Origin of the sequence: Caballeronia eucalypticola (genome assembly GCF_047608185.1) — a bacterium.
Taxonomy (GTDB): Bacteria; Pseudomonadota; Gammaproteobacteria; order Burkholderiales; family Burkholderiaceae; genus Caballeronia.
The window spans coordinates 450,033-473,289 of record NZ_JBLKRU010000001.1 but is presented as its reverse complement, the minus strand read 5'-3'; the positions used below and the strand labels follow the sequence as shown (position 1 = coordinate 473,289).

20 protein-coding genes are annotated in these 23,257 nt (G+C 59.7%); 6 read left to right on the top strand and 14 right to left on the bottom strand.

What is annotated here, in order from left to right; translation table 11 throughout:
* Positions 1-68 precede the first annotated feature (68 nt).
* On the bottom strand, positions 69-272 hold the full coding sequence (locus ACMX25_RS02235; protein ID WP_031362205.1) for a cold-shock protein: 204 nt from the start codon (positions 270-272) through the stop codon (positions 69-71).
* A gap of 277 nt (positions 273-549) precedes the next feature.
* On the opposite strand from ACMX25_RS02235, the gene ACMX25_RS02230 reads away from it, so the two are divergent.
* Entirely contained in the window at positions 550-3,987 is a 3,438-nt protein-coding gene (locus tag ACMX25_RS02230; RefSeq protein WP_414947913.1) for an autotransporter outer membrane beta-barrel domain-containing protein, read from the top strand.
* Between the two features lie 46 nt (positions 3,988-4,033).
* On the opposite strand, the gene ACMX25_RS02225 is transcribed toward ACMX25_RS02230, so the two are convergent.
* Both ACMX25_RS02225 and ACMX25_RS02220 read right to left on the bottom strand, forming a co-directional pair.
* Entirely contained in the window at positions 4,034-4,288 is a 255-nt protein-coding gene (locus ACMX25_RS02225) for a DUF6440 family protein (RefSeq protein ID WP_414947912.1), read from the bottom strand.
* A 158-nt stretch (positions 4,289-4,446) separates the two neighbouring features.
* Positions 4,447-5,565, bottom strand: a complete 1,119-nt coding sequence (locus ACMX25_RS02220) for an aminotransferase class I/II-fold pyridoxal phosphate-dependent enzyme (RefSeq protein WP_414947911.1) — start codon at positions 5,563-5,565, stop codon at positions 4,447-4,449.
* Between the two features lie 173 nt (positions 5,566-5,738).
* Between ACMX25_RS02220 and ACMX25_RS02215 the strand changes: the two genes are divergently transcribed.
* From ACMX25_RS02215 to ACMX25_RS02205, 3 genes are all read left to right on the top strand, one after another.
* The gene (locus ACMX25_RS02215; RefSeq protein ID WP_414947910.1) at positions 5,739-6,632 is read left to right on the top strand and encodes a LysR family transcriptional regulator ArgP; all 894 of its coding nucleotides are present in this window, start codon (positions 5,739-5,741) and stop codon (positions 6,630-6,632) included.
* A gap of 100 nt (positions 6,633-6,732) precedes the next feature.
* Positions 6,733-8,448, top strand: a complete 1,716-nt coding sequence (gene dhaL, locus ACMX25_RS02210; RefSeq protein ID WP_414947909.1) for a dihydroxyacetone kinase subunit DhaL — start codon at positions 6,733-6,735, stop codon at positions 8,446-8,448.
* Positions 8,449-8,473: 25 nt separating this feature from the next.
* Entirely contained in the window at positions 8,474-9,265 is a 792-nt protein-coding gene (locus ACMX25_RS02205) for an SDR family NAD(P)-dependent oxidoreductase (protein WP_414947908.1), read from the top strand.
* Positions 9,266-9,280: 15 nt separating this feature from the next.
* Here the strand turns inward: ACMX25_RS02205 and ACMX25_RS02200 are convergent, their stop codons facing one another.
* Complete coding sequence (locus ACMX25_RS02200) at positions 9,281-10,180, bottom strand: NAD(P)-dependent oxidoreductase (RefSeq protein WP_414947907.1); 900 nt, start codon at positions 10,178-10,180, stop codon at positions 9,281-9,283.
* A gap of 538 nt (positions 10,181-10,718) precedes the next feature.
* On the opposite strand from ACMX25_RS02200, the gene ACMX25_RS02195 reads away from it, so the two are divergent.
* Positions 10,719-11,612, top strand: coding sequence for a glutamate/aspartate ABC transporter substrate-binding protein (locus tag ACMX25_RS02195; protein ID WP_414947906.1), 894 nt, complete (start codon positions 10,719-10,721; stop codon positions 11,610-11,612).
* Positions 11,613-11,674: 62 nt separating this feature from the next.
* Here ACMX25_RS02195 and ACMX25_RS02190 read toward each other — a convergent pair whose 3' ends face one another.
* From ACMX25_RS02190 to ACMX25_RS02170, 5 genes are all read right to left on the bottom strand, one after another.
* A complete protein-coding gene (locus tag ACMX25_RS02190) occupies positions 11,675-12,229 on the bottom strand; it encodes a carboxymuconolactone decarboxylase family protein (RefSeq protein WP_414947905.1) in 555 nt (184 codons plus the stop codon).
* Between the two features lie 25 nt (positions 12,230-12,254).
* Positions 12,255-13,601, bottom strand: coding sequence for an aspartate aminotransferase family protein (locus ACMX25_RS02185; protein WP_414947904.1), 1,347 nt, complete (start codon positions 13,599-13,601; stop codon positions 12,255-12,257).
* Positions 13,602-13,890: 289 nt separating this feature from the next.
* Positions 13,891-14,751 (bottom strand): MurR/RpiR family transcriptional regulator, encoded by an 861-nt coding sequence (locus tag ACMX25_RS02180; RefSeq protein WP_414947903.1) that lies wholly within the window; start codon positions 14,749-14,751, stop codon positions 13,891-13,893.
* A gap of 106 nt (positions 14,752-14,857) precedes the next feature.
* Positions 14,858-15,751, bottom strand: coding sequence for a Fic family protein (locus tag ACMX25_RS02175; RefSeq protein ID WP_414947902.1), 894 nt, complete (start codon positions 15,749-15,751; stop codon positions 14,858-14,860).
* A gap of 42 nt (positions 15,752-15,793) precedes the next feature.
* The gene (locus ACMX25_RS02170) at positions 15,794-16,087 is read right to left on the bottom strand and encodes a hypothetical protein (protein ID WP_414947901.1); all 294 of its coding nucleotides are present in this window, start codon (positions 16,085-16,087) and stop codon (positions 15,794-15,796) included.
* Between the two features lie 488 nt (positions 16,088-16,575).
* On the opposite strand from ACMX25_RS02170, the gene ACMX25_RS02165 reads away from it, so the two are divergent.
* Positions 16,576-17,475, top strand: coding sequence for a DUF3732 domain-containing protein (locus ACMX25_RS02165; RefSeq protein ID WP_414947900.1), 900 nt, complete (start codon positions 16,576-16,578; stop codon positions 17,473-17,475).
* A 126-nt stretch (positions 17,476-17,601) separates the two neighbouring features.
* Here ACMX25_RS02165 and glmS read toward each other — a convergent pair whose 3' ends face one another.
* The 5 genes from glmS to ACMX25_RS02140 form a co-directional block, all read right to left on the bottom strand.
* A complete protein-coding gene (glmS, locus tag ACMX25_RS02160; protein ID WP_414947899.1) occupies positions 17,602-19,419 on the bottom strand; it encodes a glutamine--fructose-6-phosphate transaminase (isomerizing) in 1,818 nt (605 codons plus the stop codon).
* A gap of 95 nt (positions 19,420-19,514) precedes the next feature.
* Positions 19,515-20,873, bottom strand: a complete 1,359-nt coding sequence (gene glmU, locus ACMX25_RS02155) for a bifunctional UDP-N-acetylglucosamine diphosphorylase/glucosamine-1-phosphate N-acetyltransferase GlmU (RefSeq protein WP_414947898.1) — start codon at positions 20,871-20,873, stop codon at positions 19,515-19,517.
* A gap of 112 nt (positions 20,874-20,985) precedes the next feature.
* The gene (gene ttcA, locus ACMX25_RS02150; RefSeq protein ID WP_414947947.1) at positions 20,986-21,894 is read right to left on the bottom strand and encodes a tRNA 2-thiocytidine(32) synthetase TtcA; all 909 of its coding nucleotides are present in this window, start codon (positions 21,892-21,894) and stop codon (positions 20,986-20,988) included.
* A 56-nt stretch (positions 21,895-21,950) separates the two neighbouring features.
* Complete coding sequence (locus tag ACMX25_RS02145) at positions 21,951-22,352, bottom strand: dihydroneopterin aldolase (protein WP_414947897.1); 402 nt, start codon at positions 22,350-22,352, stop codon at positions 21,951-21,953.
* A gap of 63 nt (positions 22,353-22,415) precedes the next feature.
* Positions 22,416-23,255: an SDR family oxidoreductase gene (locus ACMX25_RS02140; RefSeq protein WP_414947896.1), complete on the bottom strand. Its 840-nt coding sequence runs from the start codon at positions 23,253-23,255 to the stop codon at positions 22,416-22,418.
* Positions 23,256-23,257 lie beyond the last annotated feature (2 nt).

The window sequence follows — 23,257 nt, the reverse complement described above, 5'->3', positions numbered from 1 at the left end:
CCGTAAAAAACAAATGGCCCGCCTAAGCGGGCCATTCGGTTCATGCAATCAAGCCGGGCTGTAACGAATTACAGCGGCTGGATGTTCGATGCTTGCAGACCCTTCGGGCCTTGCTTCGCTTCGTAGCTTACTTTCTGATTTTCCTGGAGTGTCTTGAAGCCTTCCGAGCGGATCTCAGAGAAATGCGCAAAGAGGTCATCGCCACCGCCGTCCGGCGTGATGAAGCCAAAACCCTTCGCATCATTAAACCACTTCACAATACCTGTTGCCATTTGCTGATTTTCCTAAAAGAGACGTAATTCCGTTTGGTAGCGCCACCGGCCGTCAATCGGCCAAGCGTTGCAGACTCCTTTTACCACGCGAAAATGACAGTCTGCAATTGGATTCTGCCCGATGTTTCCAAAACAAAGCTCCAAAAACCGTCACGTACGCAGTCCGGAGATGCTTCGCGCCCACAATCCGGAAGTCAGATAATAAATAAAACATTTGGTAAGACAAAGAAAAAAGTCTATTTTTATGCGGCATCGACGGTCCTAAGAGCGCCAATCAATGAAAAAAGTGCTGGATATCTGCATTTGCAGCGCCGTTGTGGTATCGGAAGCGCTTTCAGGGACTGCCCATGCGGCATGCAGCTTGACAGCACCGTCGACAGGGACCGGCGTCGTGTGCACCGGCACCGGCATTCTCCCGGTCGCTGCGGTGCCCGGCTCCAGCGCGGTCACTATCGGGATTGACTCCACAGTCGCCGCAGGACTGACCCGCGCAAGTTCGCCGGTTGCGTTTGGCGTCGGGCGCGCGAGCACCATCGCCAATAGCGGCGCGTTGACGTTCTCGGGCGGCGGCGGGTCCGGAACCAACCGCGGCGCCGTGCTGCTCGGCACAGGCGATACAAATCAGCTCACGAATACATCGGTTGGCAAAATCATCACGACTGGCGCCTTCAGCGACGGAATGGCCGCCAACGGCAGCGGCAATACGCTGATCAATAACGGCAGCATCGCCACATCCGGGCCGAATGCCTACGGGATGACGGCGGCCTGGGGGCCGACCAACGTTGGGCAATTAAACAACACCTTGGTCAACACCGGCTCCGTCACAACCTCGGGAAGCAACGCCCGCGCGGCGTCCATCATTGGCGGCAGCGGCACGATCAACAACAGCGGGAGTTTATCGACGTCAGGGGCCAACAGCCCCACGGCCTACCTGCAAGGCAACAACGACTCTCTGGTCAACACCGGCACCATCACCGCGACCGGCACGGACTCGGACGCGGTCTTCTCGAACACCGCTGGATCCAGCTTTACAGCGACCATTGAAAACCGCGCTGGCGGGCAGATTTTCAGTCAAAGCGGTGCGGCGGTCAGAACCCTGAATGGCGCCAGCACGGTCATTAATGCGGGGCTTTTGCAAACGGGCGGCACGACAGCCATTTCCATGGGCAACGGCGCCAATACGCTGATTCTCCAGACGGGCTCGCAGATCATCGGCGCGGCCGATGGCGGTGGCGGCCCGGGCGCGAGCACGGTCATTCTCCAGGGAACGGGAACGGCATCGAACGCGTTCACCCGGTTCCAGACCTTGCGCATGTCAGGCGATGCCTGGACTTTCAGCGGCACAGGCGATTTCAATCTGGCCGAAGTGCAGACCGGCACACTCAACCTGACTGGCCGGTTCGCGCCCACTACCGTCGCTCTGGTCGACGCCCCCGGCACGCTCCGGGCGACGGCGCAAAACATGCCATCGTCGGTCACCGACAACGGGCTCGTCCAGTTCGCGCAAGCCACCGATGGCGGCTACGCCGGCACTTTGTCGGGTACGGGCGCGGTAGAAAAAGATGGCGCGGGCACGCTGACGCTCGCCCCGGCTGCCGCTGGCGGTAATAGTTACTCCGGCGGGACGACGGTCAACGCCGGGACGCTCGCGATCGGCGCCGATAACGCGCTCGGCGCCTCAACAGGCGGCCTCACGCTCGATGGCGGCACGTTGCGCTTGAACAACGCACTCGATCTCGCGGCGACGCGTCCGATCGCGCTGGGCGCGGCGGGTGGGGTCATCGATACACAAGGTTTCGATACCACCGTCGCGCAGGACATCTCAGGCGCAGGATCGCTGACGAAGCTCGGCACCGGCCAACTGCTGCTTCAGGCACCCACCACGTTCTTCGGTGGAACGACGATCAGCGAAGGCACGCTCGCTGTCGGTGATATATCGCATTCGAGCGCGGCGCTCGGCGGCGGCGGACCCGTTACGGTGGCCGCCGGCGCAAACCTTGGCGGATACGGAAGCGTGGTCGGCAATCTAACGAACAATGGGACTATTTTTGCGGCCAATGCGCTGCCTGGCTTTGCATCGTCGGCATCGGGGGCGTTTAACGTCCAGGGCCAGCTCACCAATAACGGACTCGCCCAGATTGCCGGTGCGGGCGTGGGCAATCAGCTTGTCGTCACGGGCAATTACGTCGGGCAGAACGCGCGGATTGCGCTCAACACGGTCGTTGGCCCCGATAATTCCGCGTCGGATCGCCTCGTGATCAACAGTGGCCATGCCAGCGGTTCCAGCACGCTGCTGATCACGAACATGGGCGGCACGGGCGCCGCGACGGCCGCCGACGGCATACAAGTGGTTCAGGCCGCCAATGGCGCGACGTCGGCACTGAATGCGTTTTCGCTCCCTGCGTCCATCAAGGCGGGCGCCTATTCGTACTATCTGGCGAAAGGTGGCGTGACAGCCGCGACCAGCGAGAGCTGGTATTTGCGCAACACCGTGGCTGCGGCACCCGCGGCTCCGCCGACGCAACCGGGCACGCCATCGGGTCCGAATACGCCAGGAACGCCGACGGGAACGTCGCCTGGTTCCCCGACGGGCACGTCGCCCGGGACACCGGCCGGGACGTCGCCAGTGACGCCCACCGGCACCTCACCCGGCTCACCCTCCGGCACGCCGCCCGACACCACGGCTGAGACCGGCCCGATCGCTGCCCCCGGCTCTCCGCCCTTGCCTGCCCCGCCGCCGCCCGGTTCCGCTCCGATTCCCTTGTATCGCCCGGAAGTGGCCTTGTACGCCGCCATTCCGATGGTCGCAAGGCAGATCGGCATCCAGCAAATCGATAACTTCCACGACCGGCAAGGTGACCAGTCATTGCTCACCGAGACCGGCGCGCTGCCGGCCGCGTGGGGACGCGTCTGGGGCGGCCATTCGGCCAGCAGCCAGGATGGCGCGGCGAATCCCGAATTCGATGGCTCCGTCTTCGGCGCGCAAGTCGGCCACGACCTCTATTCGGACGTGACGGCGTCGGGTCATCGGAACCACTATGGTTTGTTCGTCGGCGTCGTCCGCGCGACCGGCGATGTCAATGGCTTTGCGCTAGGTTTTCCCAACGTCGATGTCGGCCATCTGGCGGTGAACGCGTACAGCCTAGGCGGATATTGGACGCATATCGGCCCGTCGGGCTGGTACACGGATGCGGTGCTGATGGGATCGTCGATCACGGTGGACCCGTTATCGAGTCAAGGGACAGGCGCCGGAACGCATGGCACGGCGGTGACGGGTTCCGCCGAAGGTGGTTTTCCTATTGCGCTGGGCGGGGCTTTTGTCGTCGAACCCCAGGCGCAGGTCATCTGGCAAAACGTGTCCCTCAATGACTTCAACGATGGCGTGTCGTCCGTGTCGTTCAACAATGGCAACACATACACCGGTCGCTTGGGCGTACGGGTGCAGCGAACCTTCAGCAGCGCGGGAGTAACATGGCAACCGTACGCGCGCGTGAGCGTACTGCGCGCATTCGGCGAGGGCGACAGCACGACCTTCGGCGGAACAACTGTCATCCCTGGGGGTATCGGGCAGACGGCCGGGCAATTTAACTTGGGGCTGGTCGCGCAGGTCACGCGTTCAGGCAGCGCGTTCGTCACGGCGAGCTATCTCGCGAACTTGGGTGGTTCACATCAACGGACAATCGGCGGCAATGCGGGCGTCCGATGGAAGTGGTAGGCACTTCCACGCTGCGCAATGGCTAGTGCCTATTTGCTAATGCCTATTACTGCCCGAGTTTCGGCGCGTTGCAGTCGGGCGTGCCGTTGCTCTTTAAAAGCGGCGTAATGCCCTGGCCTTCCGCAATCAGATAACGGCAACCTGTTTCGTGATCCGTTTCCATCTGAATGTTGATGTCCTCCGTGGTATCGCGAGTGAACCGGGGCGATGCATAAGCCCCGCTGGCCTGCTTCGGTTCAGCGTTCTCGGCATGTGCGCTGTATGCAACCAATGCTGCAAGCGATACAAGTAGCCACTTCATATTCTGGACTCCGTGATGTGCAGTTCTGTGAGTCTTAGCGATATAGCACCTTAGTGTACGAGTGAATCGACAAAGGAACGTGGTAATGGGCCAATGCGCTTTGGCACTGGCTCCGGGAAGGGAGAAACTCCTGGCGTGGCGGTTCTCCCCCGGTGGTTCTACTTCGTACCGCGCTCGCGCAAATAGTTCTCAAGTATTTTCAGGACTTCGGCCATGTTCTTTCGTCCGAAGCCAATTCGGAAATGCTCATTGCCGTGATCGAGCAGCGTGCTGGGCAGCAGAAGCACGCCGGTGTGCTCAAGGATTTCTGCACAAAAACGCTCGGCTCTGCCGTGCTTCAGGCGCGGGAAAGCGACCGTTCCGGCCGATGGCCGGCGCCACTCCAGCATCTCGTGATGACGTTCGAAGAACGCATCTAGAATGGCCAGGTTATTTCTGACAATCGACATATTGCGTTCGATCAACGCGCTGGTGTTGCGCACCGCAATGGCCCCGAGATACTCGCTCGGCGCGCTATTGCAGATGGTCAGGTAGTCCTTGAACGTGCTCATGGCCGCGAGCACGTCGCGATCCCGCGTGGCGATCCAGCCAACGCGCAGCCCCGCCAAACCATGCGACTTCGATAAAGCCCCGAGCGATATCGCTTTCTCGTAGACATCGCACGCTGCGGGCAAACGTGCCGCGGGATCATGCTCCAGCCCTCGATAAACCTCGTCGCTGAATAACCAGAGACCACGCTGCCGGCAGAAATCGACGATAGCGTCAAACCGCTCGCGCTCAGGCAAATACCCGGTCGGATTGTGCGGCGCGCAGATCAGCAGCGCCTTCGTTTGCGGCCTGACGAGCTTCTCCAGCTCGTCGGGGTCCAGCGCCCAATTTTCCGATTCGCGTGCAAACCACGGCGACACCGAAACCCCTGCCGCTTCAGCGATCGAATAATGCGACTGATAACCCGGCATGTGGACGATCATGTGATCGCCTGCCTTGAGCATGGAATGGACGAACGAGAAAATGGCTTCCTGAGCGCCTGTATGCACGATCAGGTTATCGGCACTAATTGATTCGTACAGCGTCGCAATTTCTCGACGAAGTTCAGGCGCGCCGGGGTATTCGGTATAGCCCAGGCGCAGAGTGCCAAGACCTTCTGTCGATCCCGGCTCGAATGCAAGCAGGTCCGTTATAGACATGGATTCCGGGTCGGAACTGCACAGCAAATAGCGTGCGGTGAATTCGTGAACAGCAAAATAACGCTCGAGTTGAAACGGCGATGGAGTCATGATATTCCGGGAAAAGTAGCGGGCTTTGTAGCGGTAGCGAGGCGCGCACGTTCGGCAGCCAGAGCCTTGGTGCGGCCGAAAAGCGGGTGGACGGGCAATACCAACAGGCGTAGTCTGCTCTTCGTCGTTGATTAACAAAAGCTAACTCTCCTAATGCGAGATTAATTCTACTAATGCTGGATTACGCCTTACTTGACGCACTCGGCGCGGTTGTCCGGCTCGGTTCGTTCGAGCGCGCCGCCCGGGAACTGAACGTCACGCCATCGGCCGTTTCACAGCGGGTGAAGCTGCTGGAGGAAAGAGTTGGAAGCGTTCTGGTGAAGCGGGGTCAACCGTGCGTTGCCACGCCGCCGGGCGCGCTGCTTTGCCGTCATATCGAACGCGTGCAGCGTCTGGAAACAGAACTGGGCGGGCAAATGCCGGCGTTGCCGGGCATGCTTCCCGGAAAGTGGCCGACGTTTCGCATGGCGGTCAACGACGACAGCGTGGGCACCTGGTTTATCGATGCCATTTCGGGCTTCTTCGCCGAACGGGAAATGCTGCTGGACCTGGTGATCGATGACCAGGATTACACCGCGCAACAACTTCGCGATGGCAGTGTGCAAGGGGCGGTGACCACGCAGGCCGAGCCGGTGCAGGGATGCCGCTCGACAAAGCTGGGGCGCATGCGCTACCTGCCCGTTTGCTCGCCCGCGTACTTTGACCGGCACTTCGCGGCAGGGGTCACGCGCGATGCGTTGCGCCACGCGCCGCGTGTCGACTTCAACCAAAAAGATCAGATGCAAAAGCGCTTCATGCGGCGGATCACGCGGGCGGATCTCGATCCGCCGCGACACCTGATTCCTCACGTTGCGGGTTATCTGCGCGCGTGCCTGTCCGGGATGGCGTGGGGCATGTGTCCGACGCAGATGATCGGGCCGGCGCTTGCGTCGGGCGAACTGGTTGAAGTGATGCCGGGCGCGCATATCGATGTCGATTTGTATTGGCAGAGCTGGCGGCTGTCTATCGGCTGGCTCGATGACTTCAGGGCCATGCTTCAGCAGCGCGCGACCGAGTATCTCGATTGAAGAGCGCGAAAGCGCGACCCGCTCGGGCCATCTATCATGTCTGCACAACTGCGCTCGACTCGCACTGAAAAGCCAGCGGCTTCCAAGGAGGATGGCTGATATGAAGAAGCTCATCAACGACGTCTCCACGGTCGTGCCCGACATGCTCGATGGACTCGCCGCGCTCAATCCCGGCCTGTCGTTGCTGCAGGGCAGCACGATCATCGTGCGTGCCGATGCCGAAGGCGCTGCAGCGCGTGGCGAAGTGGCGCTGATCTCGGGCGGCGGCTCGGGGCACGAGCCGGCGGATGGCGGTTACGTTGGTCCTGGCATGCTCAGCGCGGCGGTGGCCGGCGAGGTCTTCACGTCGCCCTCGACCGATGCCGTCCTCGATGCCATCCGCGCCGTTGCCGGCCCTGCGGGCGTGCTCCTCATCGTCAAGAATTACACGGGCGACCGCTTTAATTTCGGGCTTGCTGCGGAGATCGCGCGGGCTGAGGGCATTGCGGTGGAGATGGTGATCGTCGCCGATGATGTCGCGCTCTCGGCACACGGCGAACACGCTGGCCGGCGCGGTCTCGCAGGGACCGTGTTCGTGCACAAGATAGCGGGCGCCGCTGCTGCCGAGGGACGGCCGCTTGGCCAAGTAGCGCAGATTGCGCGTGATACGGCGGCATCGCTTGGCACGATGGGCGTGGCGCTTACGCCATGCACGGTGCCGGCCGCAGGCAAGCCGGGCTTCGAACTCGCCGACGATGAAATCGAATGGGGTCTCGGCATTCACGGCGAGCCCGGCGTCGAACGCGGCGCGCTCGAACCGGCGGAGCAGATTGTCCAGCGTCTGCTCGCGAAGATCATCGACGATCTGGCATTGAAGCCCGATGAACGCGTCGCGTTGCTCGTGAACAATCTGGGCGGCACGCCGTCGAGCGAACTGAGCATTGTGGCGGGATCGGCGCTGCGCTACCTTCGCGAATGTAAGATCCACGTCGATCGTGCATGGTCGGGCACGTTCCTGAGCGCACTCGAAATGGCCGGCATCTCCCTCACGTTATTACGCGTGGACGATCAACGGCTCACATGGCTCGATGCTGTCACGCAAACCACTGCATGGCCCGCGTTGAGCGGTCGCGTTGCAGAGGCATCCGTCAAGCCGGCACCTGTCGCGCCGGTTGCAGCGAGCGGTGCACGGCTCTCGCGCGACTCGTCGTTGCGGCGGGTTATCGAGGCGGTATGCGCGTGTCTTCTTGAAGCGGAACCCGTCCTGACTGAAATGGATCAGCGCGTGGGCGATGGCGATCTCGGCATCAGCATGTCACGGGCGGCGCGGAGCATCCTTGGCGAGATCGATACTTATCCCTCGGAGACCACACCGGGCGCCGTGCTGCGAACCTTGTCCGCCACCATAAGACGCGTGGTCGGCGGCACATCGGGACCGCTCTACGCCGTGATGTTGTTACGTGCAGCGGCGGTTATCGAGCAGTCCGGCAAGTCCGCGGCGAAGGAATGGTCAGAAGCATTTACTGCGGCCGTCGATGGCGTGACGGCGCTGGGTGGCGCGCATCCCGGCGACCGGACGATGGTCGACGCGTTGCATCCAGCCGCCGTTGCACTACAAAACGCACTCGCGAAATCAGGCGGTATCAGCACGGACGAAGCACTAAAAGCAGCCGTCGATGCAGCGACATCAGGCGCGGCGCAAACAGCGTCTATGACCCCGCGGCTCGGACGCTCCAGTTACGTTGGCGACCGTGCGCTGGGTTTTGCCGATCCAGGCGCGCACGCGGTCGGACTCTGGCTTGCATCGATCCGTAGCGCGCTGAACAATCAGGCTTGAACAATCAATAACGGAGACGATAAAAATGGATCTGAATCTACGCGGTAAGGTTGTTGTGTTGACGGGCGCGAGCGTGGGCATCGGGCTTGCGGTAGCCGAGGCGTTCGCAGCGGAAGGGGCAAACCTTCTGCTCGCGGCGCGACAGGAAGAGCGGTTGACGGAGGCAGCGGCGCGTATTGCGCGCGAGTTCGGTGTATCGGCAATACCAGTTGCTTGCGACGTTGCCACGACCGCTGGCGTCGACAAGATCGTCGCTGCTGCGAGCGCGAATTTCGGCGGCGCCGATATCCTCTTCAACAACGCCGGCACGGGCAGCAACGAGACGATCATGGACGCGCCCGACGAGAAGTGGCAATCCTATTGGGACCTTCATGTGATGGCGGCCGTGCGCCTCGCGCGCGGTCTCGTGCCGTTGATGAAAGCGCGCGGTGGTGGCGCGATCCTCAACAATGCATCGATATGCGCGACCCAGCCGCTCGGCTACGAGCCCATTTACAACGTGACAAAAGCCGCGCTGATGATGCTCTCGAAGAACCTGGCGAACGAGCTGATCAAGGACAACATTCGCGTCAACACGATCAATCCGGGGCTCGTGCTGACACCGGACTGGATCAAGACGGCGAAGGAACTGACACGCGATTCGGGCGGCGACTGGGAAGCGCATCTGCAACATGTCGCCGATGAACACGCGCCCATTCGCCGCTTCGCTACGCCCGCCGAGCTGGCAAGTTTTATCGTTTTCCTGTGCTCGGAGCGGGCGAGTTATAGCGTGGGATCGACTTATTTCGTCGATGGCGGGATGCTGAAAACAGTGTGACGGGCGCACATGCGCTCAACGGTCTTTCCGGCTAACCGGCAAGTTATTTTCGCGCCGGATCTCGCGGATGAGCGCGCTATGGTCGAGATCGCCATCGCCGTGATCGACCATTGCCGCGAACAGCGCGTCCACAATATGCGCTACAGGTAGCTCCAGCCCGAGGGACCGCGCCCGCGCCAACGCGGTCCGCGTGTCTTTCAACTGATACTTCACTGCGCCGCCGGGTGCGAACGATTCGTCGATCATGCGTTGTCCGTGCTTACGCAAGATTGGCGAATCGGCGAATCCACCCGCCAGCGCTTCAATCACCTTTGCCGGGTCCGCCCCTCCGCGCTCCGCAAACAACAACGCCTCGGCCACGGCAGCAATCGTGTTTGCCACGATCAGCTGATTCGCGAGCTTGGTCTGCTGCCCGGTTCCGGCAGGGCCGACGCGCACCGGACGGCCCATCGCGCCAAGCAGTTCACGCGCTGCATCGAAGGTGTCTGGTTCGCCGCCCGCCATGATCGCAAGCGTGCCATCGATTGCGCCTTGCTGGCCGCCCGACACCGGCGCATCGAGATAGCGAAAACCACGCTCGGCGCTTAATCGCGCCTGTTCGACGGACGTTTCCACGGGGATCGAACTCATCACGATGACGGTTGCGCCGGGCGCCAATGCGGCCAGCACGGTCTTGTCGTGGAAGACGACCGCGTCGCAAGTCGGACCATCGCTCAACATGCAGATCAGCACGTTCGCGCCTTGTGCGGCATTTGCGGGCGAGTCGCAGACTACGGCCTCTTTTTCTGCAAGCGCGGAAGCTTTCTCCTTCGAGCGATTCCAGGCGCGCACGCCGTATCCGGCGGCCAGAAGATTACGCGCCATCGGCTCGCCCATCAGGCCGGTCCCCAGAAATGCAATCACCTCGTCCTTCATGCGTCACCTCGTTCGGTAGTCGTTATCCGCATGGTCGCCGATCCGCGACGGCGCGGCAACTGCGGTAACAGTCGCGAGGCCGCTCCAGCTTGCCGCACGCAAAGCTCTGGATAACTTCTGCATAAGTCAGTGAAGCCCTGTGGGCGAAACCTTGATAACTCGGGCGCCGTGCATAAAGCGCAGGAAGTTATCCTTCGGCCAAGCGCTCGCTCCCCATTTGGTACGCGAGTTACCTTTTCGCTAGAGCGTTGATCCCAAGGGAGATTGACCGCTTATCCACAGAAACAGCCGATGCTTGTTAACTATTACTACGTATACATATCAATCCATTAACAACCCTAAGACATGGATGCGCACAGCGAGTTGATGCTGCCATTTTTGTGAGCGCTCGCCTGAGCGCATCGATCGGCCGCGCCATCTTCTGACAACACGTCAAACCTCAGTGGTTAACATATGTTGTAATTTATTTTGTTATGGCAACATATGGTTATCGGTGCTGCAAAGCGCTATTGATCACCATGAACGACTGAGGAATGTCATGACCCGGACCACATTGCTCGCAGCCGCCGTGATGGCGGCTGTCTCCACGGGCGTCTTTGCGCAGGATGCGCAAACGGCCTTGGCCAAGATCCAGGCCGCCAATACGATCGTGATCGGGCATCGGGAAACGTCAGTGCCTTTTTCTTACGTCGATGCCAACAATGAGGTCATCGGTTTCTCGCAAGATATCTGCAACAAGATCATCGATGCGGTGAAGGCCAGGATCAAGAAGCCTGATCTCAAGGTGCGGTTCATCCCGGTCACGTCGCAGAACCGGATTGCGTTAGTGCAGAACGGCACGATCGATCTCGAATGCGGCGTCACGACAAACTTGAAAGCGCGTCAGGCTCAGGTCGCGTTTTCTGACACGTTCTTTGTTGCGACGACTCGCCTCTTGACGCGCAAGGATTCGGGCATCAAGGACTTCCCGGATCTTGCCGGCAAGACCGTGGTGACGAATCAGGGAACCACGTCCGAGCGAATTCTCCGCAAGATGAATGAGGAGAAAAAGATGAACATGCAGATCATCAGCGCGAAGGACTATGGCGAGGGTCGTCTGACGCTGGAAACCGGGCGTGCCGTTGCGTACATGATGGACGATGTGCTTCTGGCGGGAACGCGTTCGCTGTCGGCCAAGCCAGCGGACTATGTGCTGGTTGGAACGCCGCAGTCTTCTGAAGCGTATGGATTTATGTTGAGGAAGGACGATCCGGATTTCAAGAAGCTCGTGGATGACACCATGAGCGAAGTCATGAAGGGACCGGAGATTAAATCCATGTACGCGAAGTGGTTCATGAAACCGGTGCCCCCGAAGAACATCAACTTCGATTTTCCGATGAGCGATGCTTTGCAAAAGTTGTACGCCAATCCGAACGACACGGCTTTTGAGTGAATTCCGTGACACGTCAAAAAGCCACCTTCTGCGAAGAAGGTGGCTTTTTTATTTGAAGCGCTTTATTCAGGGAACGGTAATGTGGTCTGCCCTTCCGCCCGCATGCTGAACGTGTTCAGGGTCATCGCGACCAATGCGTAGTAACCGAGCAGTCCGACCAGATTGATGACGACCACATGCTCGAAGCGCGCCACGACTGCTGCGAACGTTTTATCCGACACGCGCTTCGTCTCGTATAACTCCGTGGCAAATTCGTAGATGAGCGCGTCGTCGGCGTCATCGAACGTGGGGCGCTCGCCTCGATGAACCGCATCGGCCACCGCCTTCGGAACACCAGCATTGAGCGCGATCGGATAGTGGATGAACCACTCGCCCTGCGACTGCCATCGTGCGGCGGTCACGAGAATTGCCAACTCCGACAAACGCAATGACAAGCCCGTTTTGTATCGACAAAACGCGCCAAGCCGTTGTGCATGGTCCGCCAATTCCGGGCTATGGATCCATCCGAGGAACGGACCGTTCAAGTTGCCGCGCGGACCGCTCAGGATGTTCTGAAGAACGGTTTTCTGTTCGTCCGTGGCGTGAGCGATATCGAAATTCGGCAGGCGATTGGTCATGGGTTGTCCAGAGTGTGATTGTCACTTAGCGCGTGTCCGGCGCGCCGATTGCGGCCAATGCGCCGTCGATGGCATCGGTCAGGCGCGCACCGATTTCATCGATTTGCGATGCCGTCGCGATGAACGGCGGCGCCAGCAGCACATGGTCACCGATTGCGCCATCGACCGTGCCGCCCATCGGATAGACCATCAGGCCGCGCTTCATCGCTTCACTTTTTATCACCGCGTGCAATTTTTTGCTGGCATCGAATGGATTCTTCGACGTGCGGTCCTGCACCAGCTCGACGCCGACAAACAGGCCGCGGCCACGGATATCGCCAATGTACGGATGACTCGCATAATGCGCGCGGAGCAAACCACGAAGCTGCTCGCCGCATGCTTGCACATTGTTCAGCAACTTGTCGTCCGCGATCACGCGCTGGACTTCGAGCGCTGCCGCACACGCGGTCGCGTGGCCGATGTACGTGTGCCCGTGCTGGAAGAAACCTGAGCCGTTGACGATGGTGTCATAGATCTCGTCGCTGACCAGCGTCGCTCCGATCGCCTGATAACCGGCCCCCAGGCCCTTCGCGATGGTCAGGAGGTCTGGCACTACCCCGTCCTCTGCGCAAGCGTACAGATGGCCCGTGCGGCCCATCCCGCACATGATTTCGTCCAGGATCAGCAAAACGCCGTACTTGTTACAGACCGCGCGTATCTTCTTGAAGTACTCGCGCACCGGCGGCACCGCGCCGGCGGTTGCGCCCACGACCGTTTCGGCGACGAAAGCGGCGACCGTATCGCCGCCGAGGTCCACGATTTTCGACTCGAGTTCGTCGGCGAGACGTTGCGCGAAGGCATCCTCGGTTTCATCGGCGCGTTGCTCGCGATACGCGTAGCACGGGCTTACACGGTGCGTTTCGATGAGGATCGGAAGGAATGGCTCACGACGCCACGCATTTCCGCCGATAGCGAGCGCACCGAGCGTATTGCCGTGATAACTCTGTCGACGCGCGATGAAATGCCGCCGCTGCCCCTGCCCCTTTTCGACGAAATATTGGCGAGCAAGTTTGAGCGCGGCTTCGATGGCTTCGGAACCGCCGGACGTGAAGTACACGTGGCCCAGGCCTTTGGGCGCGTCCGCTATCAGGCGGTCGGACAATTCTTCCGCGACCGCGGTCGTGAAGAAAGAGGTGTGCGCGTAGGGAAGTTGCTGGGCTTGCCGCTTGATGGCATCGATGACGCGCTGGTTGCTGTGCCCCAGACACGATACGGCCGCACCGCCCGATGCGTCGATGTAGCGTTTGCCTTCGGAGTCGATGATCTCGATTCCATCGCCGGAAACTGCAATAGGGAGTTTGGCTTGCGGGGTGCGATGAAAAACCGTTGTCATTCCGACCTCGACGTTTGTGACGATGTTCGTGCGCTCGTCACTTGGAGAATAAGGTTCTGAGCGGCGCTCAGTAACATGCGATGCCTTATTTTCTATCGTTACAACATATGTTGTCAATGTGGATATTATGCGGCCGGAGGACTTTTTTAGTAGCTGGAGAAACTGGCGCAGGTTGACGTAACCGCTGAGAGCTTTCCGTGATGGATTTGTGCAGCAGGGAAGTTTAGACGTAAGAAACCTGCGGGCGATGCAGTCGCAGGGGCTAAGCCGCCTCTCACGTCACCGATGCTTACGACGAATAAGCGCCCTTCGCGTGCAGCGCGGATTCGGCCTCTTCGAGCAGTTCGACGGCCGATCGTCCTTCGAGCGCAAGCAGATGGGCGACCAGCGACTCCGCTATTGCCGACGCAGCAACGAGCGATGGAAAAAACGATGGGCTTTCGTGTGAAAAGATGAGGACGTGGTCGGCGTTGAGGGCAAGCGGCGACACGGCGCTGTCGGTGATCGCGATAAGCTTGCAGCCCTGCTCCTTCGCCGCTTGCGCGACGCGCACAGCTTCGGCCGAATACGGGGCGAAGCTTGTCACGACGGTTGCGTGCCCTTTCGCCATGCCGCGAAGTTGCATTTCGAGCGTGCCGGCCTCGCCGTTAACCAAACTCACCGATGACCGAAATAGCCGATACCCATAGACCAGGCCGAACGCGACCGGATAACACGAGCGGAATCCCGCCACGTGGACATGCGGCGCTTTGCGCAGCATCTTCGCGACCTCGACGAACTTCGTGCCGTTCTGCGCGAACGTGACTTCGAGATTGTGGCTTTGCGCGATGGCGAGTTCCTGGATTAACGATTCGCCTGAGCCACCTTTGACGAGCGCGCGGGCTTTTGTTGTGAGCGCTTCCGGCCGGGTGCGGATACGGGCAACGAATATCTCCCGGAGCTCGTTCCAGCCAGGGAAGCCAAGTTGCTGCGATAACCGCACAAGGGCCGCAGGTTGGACATTGGCTCGCTCGGCGACCTTCCGCATTGAGAGCACGGCGACTTCATCGGGGAAGTTAAGCAGGAAACCCGCGCCGGCCTGGAATTGCGGGCTGAGCTCGGGAAACTTCGCACGTATCGATGAAACCAGATCTTCGAAATTGGACGACACGAACAAGCCTCGTTAGGTTGACAACATTTGTAGTTTAACGAGGTTGGGGTGCGGACAGGATGTTGTCGGCGGGTGGAGGGCGGCTCATGCCGCTGACCTTCGCCTCTCAGGCGGTGTCGACTTCCGCCTCCGGCCATAGCCTCGGGAAGAGATATCGAAACAACGTGATTGGCAACGCGAGTTCGATGGGACCTTTGGGCGTTCTCGAACGAACGATACCTAGTTTGAAGAGGTCCGCCAGCACGCGATCGGCAGTTCGGCTTGGCAGCCCCATCATGGCTTTGAACCGGGCTCTGTCTATCGACTTGATCGTTGCCAGATAGGCGAGCGGTTGTGCCGCCTCAATTCTTAAGAAGCGCGTGTCGCTCTTGGTCGCCTCAGCCGCCAGCATCTGGGCCAGCCTCGCCTCGAAGGCGGGTATTTGGAGCATATCGTCCATGAAACCTATTTGATCAAGGCAGAGATTCATGCAGAAAGCGATAAATTCCACCAGACCGCTTTCGCTCAACACTCCTCGTCCGTCGTAGTCGCCTTTGCGACGTTGATCGGCAGCTATCAGATGTTTGTAGTAAGCACTCTGGTCGCGAGCGAAGCCGCGCATTGGAGACCATAGTCCCTGCGTCAGCCCTAACGCGGAAAGTCCGGTATGCGTATGCAGCCGCGCCGTGCGTCCATTGCCGTCGAGAAACGGGTGAATCCACGCAAGCCGGTGGTGAGCCGCCATCAACGCGATAACCGCGGTTTCACCGGCCCGTGCGTAACGGTAGCCTCGATGCCACTCGTCCATGAAGTCCGATACCGTTGTCGGGTCGGGAGGGATGTGCGAGCCGACTTTGACGCCTCTATCCCGCCATACGCCCGGCGTGATTCTTTCCTCTTCACCGTCGCCGTCAATTTGAAGGAGGTCCTCCAGCGACAACTGGTCGTGCAGATGCCGATGGATGGCTTGAGGTACAGACGCTTCGAAGAATGCATTGGAATCGAACGTGGGGAAGGTCACTTCGCCCCAACGCTCGGTGACGATATGAGCGACTGCGATTCGTTACTTGCGGGCTTCGCCGGGCCTGCTGGAAAAATCCTTTTGCAACGCGCGCTCGATTAGCAGCGGCTGGGTGTGTTGACCTTCTATCTTGTTCGTATAGTAGGAGTTCATCGGACGCAACGCCTCGCGAAGCAGATCACGGAGATGCGGCATGCCATGGGCCGCCAGATCTTTCGCCCGGCCAATGACACCGGCGGCCAGCGGACGCAGGGTGTCCAGCTTCGGCTCCGAAGGCAGCAGCGGATGCATCTGGTGAACCGCGTAATCGGAATATTTGGACTTGGCGGTGGCCATGGCGGCTTCTGTGGCGGATCCTAAACCGGAAAATCATAGAAAAAAAACGCTATATTTCAAATAGATAGCTTATCTATGGCGAGTCTTTTGGCGAATCTTTCTAGCGTAAAATATTATACGCTTTGACCTAGCGAGAAAACCATCAAGGGCGTCTTGGCAAGCGCGAGCAATGTCAGCTTATCAAGCGCTTGGTCGCGTGCCGCGACCCCGTCCGGCTCGAACTCCACTCTGCGTTGTAGATGCGGGCTACACCGGGCATAGCTTGTATAGCGGACTGCACTTTAGTCCAAGATGGGAACGGTCCATGGCTCCCAGAAAGTCGTGATGCGAGAAATGCAGGCGTAACGACGTGCCAGCGGCAGTCTCGCAGGTTCAGTGTCTCGGACTTGCGAGATCGCCAGCACCTCCACGGATGGCTGAGGGCAAATCTCCGGCCTGACGCGCGATGTGTGGTTTGCGGCAACGAAACGAGCCGGCATCGCAACACAGTGGCCCATCTCGAATCAGAAATGCGGCGAATTGGAGCACTGTCAGAGGCTTTATCCGAGAACCCCATTGTGGACAGGGAGATTGATTCTGCGAAGGGCGCTCTAATCGAAGCCCAACGAAAACTTCACGCCATAAGAGCAGACCGGCTAAGCCTCGAAAAGGTCGACCGCGCCACCAAGGACTCGTTGAGCCGAGTCTTCGTTCTCATGGGAAGACTTCAAGCACTTCTCATGAGCTTCGCATCACTTCGAGACACTGACGAACTATCCCTTCAGATAGCAGAAATCTCTCTGCAAATTGCGGCAATAGCAAAGTACCTAGCTGAGGTTGACAGGGAGCGGAGAGACGCACTCGTCGACGAAGCGTTAACAAACCTAATCACTAAATACGCGAAAGCGCTACGTTTGGAGCAGCGCGGACGGGTGAAACTAGACAAACAGGAACTCACTCTCAGCTTCAGCAAGCTTGATGACGGTAAAAAAGAATACCTATGGGAAGTCGGCAGCGGCGAAAACTGGATGGGCTATCACATCGCCACAATCCTCGCCATCCACGAGTACGTATCTCACCCCTCGCGCGAATACCTCCCTGTGTTTAACTTCCTGGTTATAGACCAGCCGAGTCAAGTCTACTTCCCGAGCGCCGCTACAGGAGCAAATCAGTTGGATGCCGACAAGGAGGGACTGACCCAGTTGCGGAGGAGTCGCGATGCAGATTTCTTAGCCACGAGGCGAATCTTCGAGATTCTTTCTGAAGGCCTCACAGCGACTAATCACAAGTGCCAAATCATCGTGCTGGAACACGCCGACGACAACATATGGGGAAAAGTGCCTAATACGGTCGAAGTCGCAAACTGGAAGCCTCGCGACGCGGGTCTTATACCAGCTTCGTGGAAGTAACATTCGCGCCCCATTGGACGAGGACATCTATAACTAAGACCACTTACAGCATCTCGCAAGACTGCTGTCTATAGGCATGGCCGCCGGCCCCTCGAACCCGACGACCGCCGACAGGAACCTTCCCCCTCACTCCACCGTCACGCTCTTCGCCAAATTCCTAGGCTTATCCACATCCGTCCCTCTCGCACAAGCCGTGTGATAAGCCAGCAATTGCAGCGGCACGACATGAAGAATGGGCGAGAGCAACCCATAATGCTCAGGCATCCGAATCACGTGAATCCCATCCTCGCTAACAATCCGGGTATCCGAATCCGCAAAGACATAAAGCTCGCCCCCACGCGCCCGAACCTCTTGCATATTCGACTTCAGCTTCTCCAGCAGCGTGTCATTCGGAGCCACCGTCACCACCGGCATAGCCTCCGTCACCAGTGCCAACGGCCCATGCTTCAACTCCCCAGCCGGATAAGCCTCCGCGTGAATATAAGAAATTTCCTTAAGCTTGAGCGCGCCTTCCAGCGCGATCGGATAATGCAATCCACGTCCGAGAAACAGCGCATTCTCCTTGCGTGAAAACTCTTCCGACCACGCAATAATCTGCGGCTCCAGCGCCAGCACGCCATTCAGCGCCGAAGGCAAATGCCGCAACTGCGTCAGATAACCCGCTTCCTGCTTTTCACTCACATGCCCGCGCAACGTCCCAAGCGTGACAGCGAGCACAAACATCCCGACTAATTGCGTAGTAAATGCCTTAGTCGACGCCACGCCAATCTCAGTCCCCGCGCGCGTCAAAAACGCGAGCTTCGTCAATCGAACCATCGCGCTGGAAGCCACATTGCAAAGCGCCAAGGTATGTTTATGCCCAAGCGCCTGCGCATGCTTCAACGCGGCCAGCGTATCCGCAGTCTCGCCCGACTGCGAAATCATCACGACCAACGCCCGCGGATTCGGCACCGATTCCCGATATCGATACTCACTCGCAATCTCAACTTGCGTCGGAATCTTCGCAACCGATTCAAGCCAGTACTTCGCCGTCATCCCCGCATACGAACTCGTGCCGCACGCGAGAATGAGCACGCTGTCGATATCGGCGAAAACTTCAGCCGCATCCGCCCCGAATAACTCAGCCGAGAACCGATCGGTTTGAGGAATGGTGTCTGTAATAGCGCGCGGCTGCTCGAAGATTTCCTTCTGCATGAAGTGTCGATACGGCCCAAGCTCAACCGCGCCGCCATACGCCGCGACCACGCGCACTTCGCGCTCGGCAGGCATTCCATCGCGATCCACAATTTTGATGCCATCCAGCGTGATCTCGACCACATCGCCTTCATCGAGGAACGCAAACCGATCGGTGCTGCCGGCGAGCGCGAGCGCATCGGAGGCGAGAAAGTTCTCGCCATTACCCACGCCCACAACCAGCGGCGACCCCTGCCGCGCGCCGACAACCGTATGCGGCTGATCCTTGTGGACCACCGCAATGGCGTACGCGCCATGCAATTCCTTCACGGCATCACGCACGCTTTGGAACAGATCGCCGCGATACATGCTGTGGATCAAATGCGCAATAACTTCGGTGTCCGTCTGCGATACAAACTCGTAGCCCTTTCCACGCAGCATGGTCCGCAAGGTCTCATAGTTCTCAATGATCCCGTTATGCACAAGCGCCAACTCGTTACGCGAAGAGATGGGATGCGCGTTGTCGGTAATGGGCGCGCCATGGGTCGCCCATCGAGTATGCGCAATGCCGGTGACGCCTTCCAGGCGCGTATCGCGGACCTGATCGGCGAGATCGGCCACGCGCGCCACGCTGCGCGCGCGCTTCGGTTCGCCATCGGCAATCACGGCTACGCCGCAGGAATCGTAGCCGCGATATTCCAGCCGCCGCAAACCTTCAACCAGCACCGATACGATGTTACGTTGCGCTACCGCGCCCACAATTCCGCACATGGCGTCGTCCTTTCCAGATTGTTTTTAATCGCTCGAAAACGCCAGGCGCTCGCCACCAGGGCGCGCACTTAAGCATGCGAGCACTCGCTATTTGTTCAGGTTTTCTTCACAGGCCGTACGTAATCGCTCTTGCTCACCTGGGTTTTTTCGTTCAACACGAGCTGACCTTCCGCGACATCCTTCCAGACGGTCGTCCCGGCCGCGATGGACGCGCCGCGCCCCACGCGCACCGGAGCGACGAGTTGGGTATCGGAGCCGACGAACACGTCGTCCTCGATCACCGTACGGAACTTGTTCGCGCCATCGTAATTACAGGTGATCGTGCCCGCGCCGATATTCACGCGCGCCCCAATATCCGAGTCGCCGATATAGCTCAAATGGTTCGCCTTCGACCCGCGCCCGAACACCGCGTTTTTCACTTCGACGAAGTTGCCCACATGCGCTTCGTCGCCGAGCACCGCGCCCGGCCGCAAACGCGCATACGGTCCAAGCACGACGTTCGCGCCGGTCGTGCCGCCTTCAATATGCGTGAACGCGTCGATCCGGGTGCCCGCGCCAATCGACGCATCGCGGATCACGCAATTCGGGCCGACGGTCACGTTATCCTCCAGGGTCACATTGCCTTCGAAGACGCAATTCACGTCGATGGACACATCGCGTCCACAGGTCAGCGTGCCGCGCACATCGATGCGCGCGGGGTCCAGCAGCGTGACGCCGGCAACCAGCAACGCCTCGGCAACATTGCCCTGATGAATCCGTTCGAGTTCGGCGAGTTGCTGCTTGCTGTTCACGCCGAGCGTTTCCCACTCTTCATCGGGTTGCGCCGTGACGATTTCAACGCCCGATTCGAGCGCGCGCTCGACGACGTCGGTGAGATAGAACTCGCCTTGCACGTTGTCGTTTTTAAGCGATGCTAGCCATTCGCCCAACTGCGCGGTCGGCGTAATGACAATGCCCGTATTGATTTCGGCGATCGTCAACTGGCCGGCATTGGCGTCTTTCTGCTCGACAATGCACTGCACGGCGCCGGTCGGATCGCGCACGATGCGGCCGTACCCGGTCGGATCGTCCAGCGTGACCGTCAGCACGCCGTACCGGCCACCAGACGCGGCATCGGCCAGGCGCTGCAGCGTGCTGACGCGCGTGAGCGGCACATCGCCGTAAAGAATGAGCGTAGGCACGGAAAGGTCGAGCAGCGGCAGCGCTTGCTGGACGGCGTGGCCGGTGCCCAGTTGTTGATCCTGCACGGCGAACTGGACATCGGGGGCGCCGACTGCTTTCTGAACCTGTTCCGCCCCGTGTCCGATCACGACGACAAGCCGCGTGGGCGTGAGCGCGCGAGCGACATCGAGGACATGAGAGAGGAGCGGCCGGCCAGCCAGGGGATGAAGGACTTTCGGCAAGGCGGAACGCATGCGCTTGCCCATGCCTGCCGCCAAAATAACAATGTTCATGGCGTCAGCTTCGTTGAAGTATTTGGAGCCGCCAATATAACACGCGCCGGGAGGCGGAAAAACCCGGCGCGGCCTTGCTCAGCAATGCTTCTGCGGGGTTTTCGGCCCGGCTTCAAATATCATCGAACTGAACAATCGAAATGGTCTGCGACGTTGACTCCGTCGAACACGGGTCTTCATCGAACGCGATATCACCAGCCGGGTCCGCCACGCCCGTCGCGCGCAATCCGCTGAACGGAAACAGCTTGTGATCCATCAAATGCGAAGGCACGACATTCGACAGCGCGTTGAACATATTTTCCACGCGGCCGGGGAAACGCTTTTCCCAATCGCGGATCAGCGCTTTCATTTCTGCGCGCTTCAGGTTCGGCTGGCTACCGCACAGGTTGCACGGAATGATCGGGAACTCGCGCAACTCGGCGAACTTCTCCAGATCTTTTTCCCTCGCGTAAGCAAGCGGCCGGATCACGATGTTTTTACCATCGTCGGATTGCAGTTTCGGGGGCATGCCCTTGAGCTTGCCGCCATAGAACATATTCAGCAGCAGCGTCTGCAAAATATCGTCGCGATGATGCCCAAGCGCAATCTTCGTTGCCCCGAGTTCGCCCGCCACGCGATACAAAATCCCGCGCCGCAATCTCGAACAAAGCGAACACGTCGTCTTGCCTTCCGGCACCAGCCGCTTGACGATGCTGTACGTATCCTGATTCTCGATATGAAACGGCATATCCAGCTTGCTCAAATACTCGGGCAGCACATGCTCCGGAAACCCCGGCTGCTTCTGATCGAGATTCACCGCGACGATGTCAAAGTTGATCGGCGCGCGTTCGCGCAGCCGCATCAGCAATTCGAGCATCGCGTACGAATCCTTTCCGCCGGACAGGCAGACCATGACCTTGTCGCCGTCCTCGATCATGTTGTAATCGGTGACCGCCTCACCCACCTGACGCGCCAGCCGCTTGAACAATTTGTTGTTCTCGTAGGCCTGCTTCTGCTCGCGGCGTGTCAGCGGCTCGCGCATCGTCGGGGCGGATGCCAATTCCTGAACCACCGGCGCTTCCGTTTCCGTTAGCGAACTCATGCTGTCACCTCTTTGATGCGAAAGACTTCGACGCCCACGGCATCGCAGTCCGGATAAACGTCGGGTTTTTCTGTGGAAACCGCCACCGCGCGCACATTCGGATGCGCCAATAAAGCAGCGGCGACGTCATCGCAGAGTGTTTCCTGCAAATGGATATGCCCGCGTCCCACGCGCTTGGCGATGGTCGAGCGCATGAAATCGTAGTCGACAACTTCGCGCAGCTTGTCCTCAGTCGGCGTCGATAACGCCAGCGGCACGAACAATTCCACGTTGATCACCACACGCTGCTCGCCCTGTTTTTCGAAATCGTGCACGCCAATGTTGATGCGCACTTCGTAGTTGCGCAGGAAAAGCCGCCGGCAATCGGCCAGCCGGGGATGCGAAAGTGCGGCAAGCATGGTGATGTCCTGGTGATTCAGATTCTGATTAACTTACTAAGATTGACGCACTGGGATTGACAACTAAACGCCGCCGCCCGGGGCGCGGCCCGTCGTCAAAAACATGATGTCGCGTGGCGATGGCACGAGATGCTGCCCGCCATCGACTACCAGCGTTGTACCCGTCACGCCTGAAGCGTCGGCGAGATAACAGGCCGCTGCAACCACGTCCTCCACGCGTGAAGCCCGGCCCAACGGCGTCACCTTGTGCGCGGCCTCGAACTCGGCCGGCGTCATATCCGCCGACGGCAGCGTGAGGCCCGGCGCCAGCCCGACCACGCGCAACTTCGGCGCAAGCCCCTGAGCGAGCGCGACGGTCGCGCTTTCGAGCGCCGCCTTGGTCAGCGTGTACGACAAATAATCGGGATTCATGTTGTACAGCTTCTGGTCGAGCACGTTGATGACGCAAGCGCGCCCGGTTTCACCGTCGGCGTCAGCATCCGGCGTGGCGTCATACAGCGCGCGCGCCAAGGCCAGTGGCGCGCCAACGTTGATCGCCATCATCTCGAGCAGGCGCGGGTAGCTGAAGTCGCGCGCCGTATCTTCGACAAAACTCGACGCGTTGTTCACCACGCAATGCAGACCACCCAACGCGTCGATACACGCCGGCACCAGCCGCGCCACGTCGCTTTCCACGCCAAGATCCGCACGCAGCGCAACCGCGCGGCGGCCAAGGGCGCGTATCGACTGGACGACTTCCTGCGCTTCGCCCTCAGAACCGCCAAAATGCACGGCGACGTCCCAGCCGCGCGCGGCGAAACCGAGCGCCAGCCCACGGCCGATGCGTTTTGCCGCCCCGGTGATCAGCACCACGCGGGCTTTCGGCGCGGAAAAATCTGGAGAAGTGGACGGAGAAACGCTCATTT

Excerpts from the sequence above, each read along its gene's own strand:
- ACMX25_RS02235 (WP_031362205.1), bottom strand. The coding sequence starts at position 272 with ATGGCAACAGGTATTGTGAAGTGGTTTAATGATGCGAAGGGTTTTGGC.
- ACMX25_RS02205 (WP_414947908.1), top strand. The coding sequence starts at position 8,474 with ATGGATCTGAATCTACGCGGTAAGGTTGTTGTGTTGACGGGCGCGAGC.
- ACMX25_RS02215 (WP_414947910.1), top strand. The coding sequence starts at position 5,739 with ATGCTGGATTACGCCTTACTTGACGCACTCGGCGCGGTTGTCCGGCTC.
- ACMX25_RS02220 (WP_414947911.1), bottom strand. The coding sequence starts at position 5,565 with ATGACTCCATCGCCGTTTCAACTCGAGCGTTATTTTGCTGTTCACGAA.
- dhaL (WP_414947909.1), top strand. The coding sequence starts at position 6,733 with ATGAAGAAGCTCATCAACGACGTCTCCACGGTCGTGCCCGACATGCTC.
- glmU (WP_414947898.1), bottom strand. The coding sequence starts at position 20,873 with ATGAACATTGTTATTTTGGCGGCAGGCATGGGCAAGCGCATGCGTTCC.
- ACMX25_RS02200 (WP_414947907.1), bottom strand. The coding sequence starts at position 10,180 with ATGAAGGACGAGGTGATTGCATTTCTGGGGACCGGCCTGATGGGCGAG.
- ACMX25_RS02195 (WP_414947906.1), top strand. The coding sequence starts at position 10,719 with ATGACCCGGACCACATTGCTCGCAGCCGCCGTGATGGCGGCTGTCTCC.
- ACMX25_RS02170 (WP_414947901.1), bottom strand. The coding sequence starts at position 16,087 with ATGGCCACCGCCAAGTCCAAATATTCCGATTACGCGGTTCACCAGATG.
- ACMX25_RS02185 (WP_414947904.1), bottom strand. The coding sequence starts at position 13,601 with ATGACAACGGTTTTTCATCGCACCCCGCAAGCCAAACTCCCTATTGCA.
- ACMX25_RS02230 (WP_414947913.1), top strand. The coding sequence starts at position 550 with ATGAAAAAAGTGCTGGATATCTGCATTTGCAGCGCCGTTGTGGTATCG.
- glmS (WP_414947899.1), bottom strand. The coding sequence starts at position 19,419 with ATGTGCGGAATTGTGGGCGCGGTAGCGCAACGTAACATCGTATCGGTG.
- ACMX25_RS02190 (WP_414947905.1), bottom strand. The coding sequence starts at position 12,229 with ATGACCAATCGCCTGCCGAATTTCGATATCGCTCACGCCACGGACGAA.
- ttcA (WP_414947947.1), bottom strand. The coding sequence starts at position 21,894 with ATGCGCGAGCCGCTGACACGCCGCGAGCAGAAGCAGGCCTACGAGAAC.
- ACMX25_RS02140 (WP_414947896.1), bottom strand. The coding sequence starts at position 23,255 with ATGAGCGTTTCTCCGTCCACTTCTCCAGATTTTTCCGCGCCGAAAGCC.
- ACMX25_RS02145 (WP_414947897.1), bottom strand. The coding sequence starts at position 22,352 with ATGCTTGCCGCACTTTCGCATCCCCGGCTGGCCGATTGCCGGCGGCTT.
- ACMX25_RS02225 (WP_414947912.1), bottom strand. The coding sequence starts at position 4,288 with ATGAAGTGGCTACTTGTATCGCTTGCAGCATTGGTTGCATACAGCGCA.